The 4,321-nt window shown below is 60.8% G+C and carries 3 protein-coding genes; all 3 read left to right on the plus strand.

The genetic code is table 11. The features are described 5' to 3' along the window. The first annotated feature begins 210 nt into the window (after window positions 1–210). The 3 genes from AC1D1P_RS15780 (at window position 211) to AC1D1P_RS15790 (ending at window position 3,389) form a co-directional block, all read left to right on the plus strand. Window positions 211–978: an SDR family oxidoreductase gene (locus AC1D1P_RS15780; RefSeq protein WP_477673624.1), complete on the plus strand. Its 768-nt coding sequence runs from the start codon at window positions 211–213 to the stop codon at window positions 976–978. A gap of 117 nt (window positions 979–1,095) precedes the next feature. After that, a complete protein-coding gene (locus AC1D1P_RS15785; RefSeq protein WP_477673625.1) occupies window positions 1,096–2,130 on the plus strand; it encodes an L-idonate 5-dehydrogenase in 1,035 nt (344 codons plus the stop codon). 11 nt (window positions 2,131–2,141) lie between these two features. Beyond that, window positions 2,142–3,389, plus strand: coding sequence for an enolase C-terminal domain-like protein (locus tag AC1D1P_RS15790; RefSeq protein ID WP_477673626.1), 1,248 nt, complete (start codon window positions 2,142–2,144; stop codon window positions 3,387–3,389). Window positions 3,390–4,321 lie beyond the last annotated feature (932 nt).

Consider the following 4,321-nt stretch of genomic DNA (forward strand, 5'->3'; position numbering starts at 1 on the left):
CGGCGGACGCACGGTTGCAGCGAACACGGTAGTCACCACGGGCTCCTGGGTAGGCGCGATCCCCAGCCCGAAGGATGCCGATGTTCAGGTCCGCTTTCCGGGTCTGGGCGAGGTCGGCCTGCGCGGCGGCAGCGTCCACACCGCACTGGACCGGCCCTGAACCCGGGCCGGACACCACATCGATAACTGACACAACGAAACGGAAACCACATGCCCACACTGTTTGACTTGACCGGGCGCACGGCGCTCATCACCGGGTCCGCCCGCGGCCTGGGCTACGGATTCGCGCACGGCCTGGCCGAGGCGGGCGCCAAAGTCGTGATCAACGCGCGCAACACCGAGCAGGTCGCGCAGGCCGTGGCCCAGCTGCGCGCCCTGGGCCATGACGCGCTGGGCCTGCCGTTCGACGTGACCGACGAAGCGGCTGTTGGCGCCGCGTTCGCGTCGCTGGACCAGCAAGGCATAGAAGTCGACATCCTGATCAACAACGCCGGCATCCAGCACCGCATGCCCCTGGTCGATCTGGAGCTCAAGGACTGGCAGCGCGTGATCGACACCAACTTGACCAGCGCTTTCATCGTCGGCAAGCAGGCTGCCAAACGCATGATCGCGCGCGGCCGTGGTGGCAAGGTCATCAACATCGGCTCGCTGACCAGCGAGGCCGCGCGCGCCACGGTCGGTCCATACACGGCGGCCAAAGGCGGTATCAAGATGCTGACGCGTGCGATGGCCGCCGAATGGACCGAGCACGGCATCCAGGCCAACGCCATCGGTCCCGGCTACATGGCCACGGAGATGAACACCGCGTTGTTGCAGAACCCCGCCTTCGACACCTGGGTCAAGGCCCGGACCCCGGCACGCCGGTGGGGCCGGCCCGACGAGCTGGCCGGCACCGCGGTCTACCTGGCCTCCGCGGCCTCTGATTACGTCAGCGGGCAAATCATTTACGTCGATGGCGGCATGCTCGCCGTGTTGTGACGGCACAGCTGTTCCGCCACTTTCCAGGTCTTCATGAACAACGCGTTCGACCGGCTCAAGAACCCCGCCGGCGACATCCATCTGCAGAAGTAAATCTGCGTACAAAGGCACAACACCATGGAAGCACTCGTCATCCACGCCGCCGGCGACCTGCGCGTCGAAACCTTTCCCACCGCCGAGCTCGGCCCCGGCCAGTTGCGCGTGCGGGTACGCTGCGGCGGCATCTGCGGCTCGGACCTGCACTACTACAACCACGGGGGCTTCGGCACCATCCGTCTGCAGGAGCCGATGGTGCTAGGCCATGAGATCGCTGGCGTCATCGAGGCGGTGGGCGACGATGTAACCGGCTTCACTGCGGGCGAGCGCATCGCCGTCTGCCCCAGCAACCCTTGCGGCCAGTGCCGCTACTGCCAGCAGGGTTTGCAGAACCATTGCCTGGACATGCGCTACTACGGCAGCGCCATGCGCAACCCACATGTGCAGGGCGCGTTTCGGCAGGAGATCGTGGTCGAGCCGCACCAGGCGCACCGGCTGGCGGCCAGTGTCAGCGATGGCGAAGGCTCGATGGCCGAGCCACTGGCGGTGGCGCTGCATGCGGTGCGCCGCGCCGGTTCGCTGCTGGGCAAGTCGGTGCTAGTCACGGGTTGTGGGCCGATTGGCGCGCTGGTGATTCTTGCGGCCAGGCGCGCCGGCGCCGCGCATATCGTGGCCACCGATGTCAGCGACCACACCCTGGGCAAGGCGCTGAAAGTCGGCGCCGATGAGGCCATCAACGTAGCCGACGAGCCCGAGGGCCTGGCGCGCTTCAAAGCTGACAAAGGCCAGTTCGACGTGCTGTTCGAAGCCAGCGGCAACGAGCGCGCGCTGCGCGGCGCGCTGGACACCCTGCGGCCGCGCGGCATCCTAGTGCAGCTGGGCCTGGGCGGCGAGATGACGCTGCCGATCAACACCCTGGTGGCCAAGGAGTTCGACCTGCGCGGTGCCTTCCGCTTCCATGAGGAATTCGCCATGGCCGTGGAGCTGCTGAACAAGGGGCTGGTGGACGTGAAGCCGCTGATCTCGGCCACGCTGTCCTACCGTGACTCGGCTCGCGCGTTCGCACTCGCTGCAGATCGCTCGCAGGCGATGAAGGTCTTACTGAACTTTGATTGAGAAAGCATGCAATGGCGACCCTGATTACCGACGTCAAAGTCATCCTCACCGCGCCCGAGGGCATCAACCTGTTGGTGGTGCGGATCGAGACCAACCAGGCGGGCCTGTACGGCCTGGGCTGCGCGACCTTTGCCTACCGGCACCTGGCGGTGCAGTGCCTGCTGGAGCAGTATCTGCGGCCGCTGCTGCTGGGCCGCGACGCCACGGCCATCGAGGAACTGTGGCAGCTGATGCACCAGAACGCCTACTGGCGCAACGGGCCTATCGAGAACAACGCCATCTCGGGCGTGGACATGGCGTTGTGGGATATCAAGGGCAAGATGGCCAACATGCCGCTGTACCAGATGTTTGGTGGAAAGTGCCGCGAAGGCGTACCTATCTATCGACACGCGGACGGAAAGGACCTGAGCGAGCTGTGCGACAACATCCAGAAGTACCAGGAGCAGGGTATCACCCACATTCGCTGTCAAAGCGGTGGCTACGGCGGTGGTGGTTATGGACCGGCACCATCCAACGCCCCAAAGGGGTCACTGGATGGTGTCTACCTGGACAGCAAAAAATACATGCGTGACACGCTCGAATTGTTTGACGGCATTCGCAACAAGGTGGGTTTTGATGTAGCGCTTTGTCATGACGTGCATGAGCGCCTGAAGCCTATTGAGGCAATCAAGTTCGCTCACGAGCTGGAGCGGTTTGACCTGTTTTTCCTGGAAGACGCCATTCCGCTGGAAGAAGGCAACTGGATGCGCCAGCTGCGCGCCAAGACCAGCATCCCCTTGGCACAGGGCGAGCTGTTTAACAACCCTTACGAGTGGAAGTTTCTGATCACCGAACAGTTGATTGACTACATCCGGGTTCATTTGAGTCAAATCGGCGGAATCACGCCTGGCAGAAAATTGCAGATTTTTGCTGAGCAATTCGGTGTAAGAACGGCATGGCATGGCCCGGGCGATATGTCACCGTTGGCTCATGCGGCAAATATTCATATTGATCTGGCGGCCCGGAATTTCGGTGTTCAGGAGTGGTCCGGTACGGAGCCTCCCAATTTTGTGATCCAGGAGTTGAAAGGCCCCCAAGCTGCTTTGCTGGATGTATTTCCCGGACTCCCGGAGTTCAAGAATGGCTATGTCTACGCCAATGACAAGCCAGGCCTGGGTGTGGATCTGGACGAAGTGGAAGCCAAAAAGTACCCCTGTGAAAATGTCATAACAACGTGGACGCAAACCCGACTTGTAGATGGAACGCTTCAGACGCCGTAAGTGTTGTATCCCGCTGAAGTCTGGAGTAAATCCTCGGGCCGGACCACCAGAATCAGATTTCAAGGTGATTACCGGTTGCGTGTTCAAGCATTAGATATAGGCATACCCTATGCTTCGCGCTCTTGGATCCAGTGTGAACCCGCGCCGTAGACCTCATTGCAAACGTCGGCAATGATCTGATAGTCACGGCGTATCTCCTCGGTTGCCGGAGTCCACAGTCCGCCGTCCCTGACCTGGGCTTCGTGATGAACAACATGTGCGGCCCAGCAGAGGCGAATTTCTCTCATGGTCTATCAGAGCGGTTACTTCGGACTAACTGGTGCTCCAACGCAGGCCTCTTCGACTTTGTTCACGCCGCAGCAATCGCCAGCATACTACCCGCAGGATCCGGAGGTGGCAATGGCTGACCGCCGCAAATCGCCGATCAGGTGCAGGTAAAGATGCGTCAACGCGATGTCTTCGACGTACTTCATTTAGTTGTCGAAAATCTTTGCGCAGCCCTGGAATCTTCGACGGACTTTGCTAGGTCAAAAACCGCAGAAAAAGTAGCCGAAAGGTATTCATCTCAAAGGAATTCCGCGACGGACTTTATTCATGGCAATCAGCTATTCCGTGGGAATAACGTCTGTCGGAGATGGGGGTGCCATGCTGGCGGCAATACGGGTGGTCGGCCATGCCAGCGCCTGTCTCCTTTGCCCTCTCACTCAGGAACGCATTTCAACTGTGTGGCAGATAGAAATTCCACCTACGACGTCGTTGAATTGTGACTACCCCGATCACCGCTCATTGACTGCTACTTGGAGCGCATTCCGGCGCCGATGTGCATCGAGCACGATGTGCGTCGTAAAGCTTCTGACGTTGGCGTCGTGTAGCAGGCATTCGTTGCAGAACACTTCATAGGCCGCGAGGTCGGGCACGATGACGATGAGGAC

The organism is Polaromonas sp. P1_E1_2, from assembly GCF_056406035.1.

Coding starts and splice junctions, on each gene's coding strand:
- AC1D1P_RS15780 (WP_477673624.1), top strand. CDS start 211: ATGCCCACACTGTTTGACTTGACCGGGCGCACGGCGCTCATCACCGGG.
- AC1D1P_RS15785 (WP_477673625.1), top strand. CDS start 1,096: ATGGAAGCACTCGTCATCCACGCCGCCGGCGACCTGCGCGTCGAAACC.
- AC1D1P_RS15790 (WP_477673626.1), top strand. CDS start 2,142: ATGGCGACCCTGATTACCGACGTCAAAGTCATCCTCACCGCGCCCGAG.